Origin of the sequence: Streptomyces sp. NPDC097619 (assembly GCF_040302735.1) — a bacterium.
GTDB lineage: Bacteria > Actinomycetota > Actinomycetes > Streptomycetales > Streptomycetaceae > Streptomyces.
Window position 1 is genome coordinate 1 of the sequence record NZ_JBEOSD010000308.1, and the last position, 2,537, is coordinate 2,537.

At 78.8% G+C, this 2,537-nt stretch carries 1 protein-coding gene and 1 pseudogene; both read right to left on the bottom strand.

What is annotated here, in order from left to right; all coding sequences use genetic code 11:
* Positions 1-82: 82 nt before the first annotated feature.
* On the bottom strand, positions 83-1,336 hold the full coding sequence (purD, locus tag ABTZ17_RS36620) for a phosphoribosylamine--glycine ligase (protein ID WP_352200149.1): 1,254 nt from the start codon (positions 1,334-1,336) through the stop codon (positions 83-85).
* 61 nt (positions 1,337-1,397) lie between these two features.
* Positions 1,398-2,537, bottom strand: a pseudogene (locus ABTZ17_RS36625) (DNA polymerase III subunit gamma and tau); the annotation flags it as partial.

The following is a 2,537-nucleotide window of genomic DNA, read 5'->3' on the forward strand; positions in this document are numbered from 1 at the left end:
CCGGGCCCGGGGATCACGTGGGGGCCGCCGCGGGCCCGCCGACGCCCGGAAGCGGGCGCGGGGGCGGTACGGCGGCCGGATCTCAGCTGACTCCGGCTGCCTTGGCGGCGATGTCGGTGCGGTGCTGGGATCCGTCGAGGCGGATCCGGGCGATCGCCTTATACGCGCGATCCCGGGCCTGCGCCAGATCGGAACCGGTCGCCGTCACGGACAGCACGCGACCGCCCGCGCTGACGACCCGGCCCTCGTCCAGGCGGGTGCCGGCGTGCAGCACGTACGCCTCGGGGGCGTCCTCGGCGGCCACCTCGTCGAGGCCCTCGATGACGTCCCCGGTGCGGGGGGTGTCCGGGTAGTTGTGGGAGGCCACGACCACGGTGACGGCCGCGTCCTCGCGCCAGGTCAGCGGGGCCTGGTCGTGGAGGGTGCCGTTGGCGGAGTTCAGCAGCACCCCGGCGAGGGGGGTCCGCAGCCGGGCCAGGACCACCTGGGTCTCCGGGTCGCCGAAGCGGGCGTTGAACTCGATCACGCGGACGCCCCGGGAGGTCAGCGCCAGGCCCGCGTACAGCAGGCCCGAGAAGGGGGTGCCGCGGCGGCGCAGCTCGTCCACGGTGGGCTGGAGCACGGTCTCCAGGACCTCGTCGACCAGCTTGGGGTCGGCCCAGGGCAGCGGGGAGTACGCGCCCATGCCGCCGGTGTTGGGGCCCCGGTCGCCGTCGAGGGCGCGCTTGAAGTCCTGGGCGGGCTGGAGCGGCAGCACGGTGGTGCCGTCGGTGATGGCGAAGAGGGAGACCTCGGGGCCGTCGAGGTACTCCTCGATCACCACGCGGTCGCAGGCCAGGGCGTGGGCGCGGGCCGCCGCCAGGTCCCCGGTGACCACGACGCCCTTGCCGGCGGCGAGGCCGTCGTCCTTGACCACGTAGGGGGCGCCGAAGGCGTCGAGGGCCTCGTCGATCTCGGCGGGGGTGGTGCACACGTAGGAACGGGCCGTGGGCACACCGGCCCCGGCCATCACGTCCTTGGCGAAGGCCTTGGAGCCCTCCAGCCGCGCGGCTTCCCCGGAGGGGCCGAAGCAGGGGACGCCCGCCGCGCGCACGGCGTCGGCGACCCCGGCGACCAGGGGGGCCTCCGGGCCGACGATGACGAGACCGGCGTCGAGCCCGCGGGCCAGCGCGGCCACCGCGGCGCCGTCGAGGGCGTCCACCGGGTGCAGCGCCGCCACCTCGGCGATGCCTGCGTTGCCCGGGGCGCAGTGCACCTCGGTGACGTCGGGGTCGAGGGACAGAGAGCGGCACAGGGCGTGTTCGCGGGCGCCGCCGCCGATGACGAGGACCTTCACGGGAGGCAGCCTAGCCCGCGCGCCGGGGTGCCCCTTGTGCGGGCACCCCAAACCCGGCCCGCTACTCGTTCGTATATTCCTCCACGACCGTGGCACCGAGCTCGCGCACGATGAGGTCGTGGCCGGTGAGGGCGCTGTCCACGAGGTCGGGGTCGTCGTCCTCCGGGACGTCGTCCTCCGGGGCCACCGGGGGCGGCTCCGGGGCCGCCTGCGGGCGGGCCGCCGGGGCGGGGGCACCCTGCGCGGCCGGGGGCGGGGTGAAGGACGGAGCGGGGCCGGGGGCGACCGGGGGCGGGGTGAAGGCCGGCGCGGCCGGGGCTCCGTAGCCGCCGCCGGGGGCTCCGTACCCGCCGGACGGGCCGCCACCCGCGCCCGCGGCGGGAGAGCCGCCGACGATCGCGTCGATCTTCCACTGCACCTGGAACTGCTCGGCGAGGACCGCCTTGAGCACGTCCTCACTGCCGCTGCTGGAGAAGTTGTCGCGGGCTCCGGGGTTGGGGAAGCCGAGCTGGAGGGTGCTGCCGTCGAAGCCGGCGACCTGGGCGTTCTGGCTGAGCAGGATCCAGGTGAAGCGGCGGCGGTTCTTCACCGCCTCCAGCACCTGCGGCCACATGGCCTGCACCTGGCCGGCGCCCTGGGCCATCGCCGGGGAGGGCGCGGCCTGCTGCGGGGCGGGGGCCTGGGCCGGGGCGGCGGGCTGCGGGGCCGCGGGGCGCCCGGAGCCGGGCTGGGCGGCGCCGGGCCAGGCGCCCGGGGCGGGCTGGGCCGGAGGCTGCGCGGCGGCGGGCTGCGCGGCCGGGAGACCGGAACCGGGGCGGGCCGCGCCGGGCCAGGCACCGGGGGCGGCGGGGGCCGCGGACTCCGGGGCGGGGGCGGCGGGCTGCGCGGGGGCGGCCGGGGCCGCGGGCAGGCCGGAGCCGGGCCGGGCGGCGCCGGGCCAGGCGCCGGGGGCCGGGGCCTCCGGGGGCGCGGCGGCCGGGACGGGCTCGGGCGCCGTCGGCTGCTGCGGGGCGATCGGCTGGTGGTGCTCCGGGGCGGGCTGCGCGGGTGCCTGCGGGGCGGGGGCCTGCCCGGCGGGGGCACCGGGGCCGCGGACCGCGGCGCGGGCGGCCGCGACGCCGCCACCGGGGGACACCGGGGCACCGCACGACCCGTTTGCGCTCGCACCCGCCCGCGCTCGTCCTTGGGAGGCCGCGTGTTC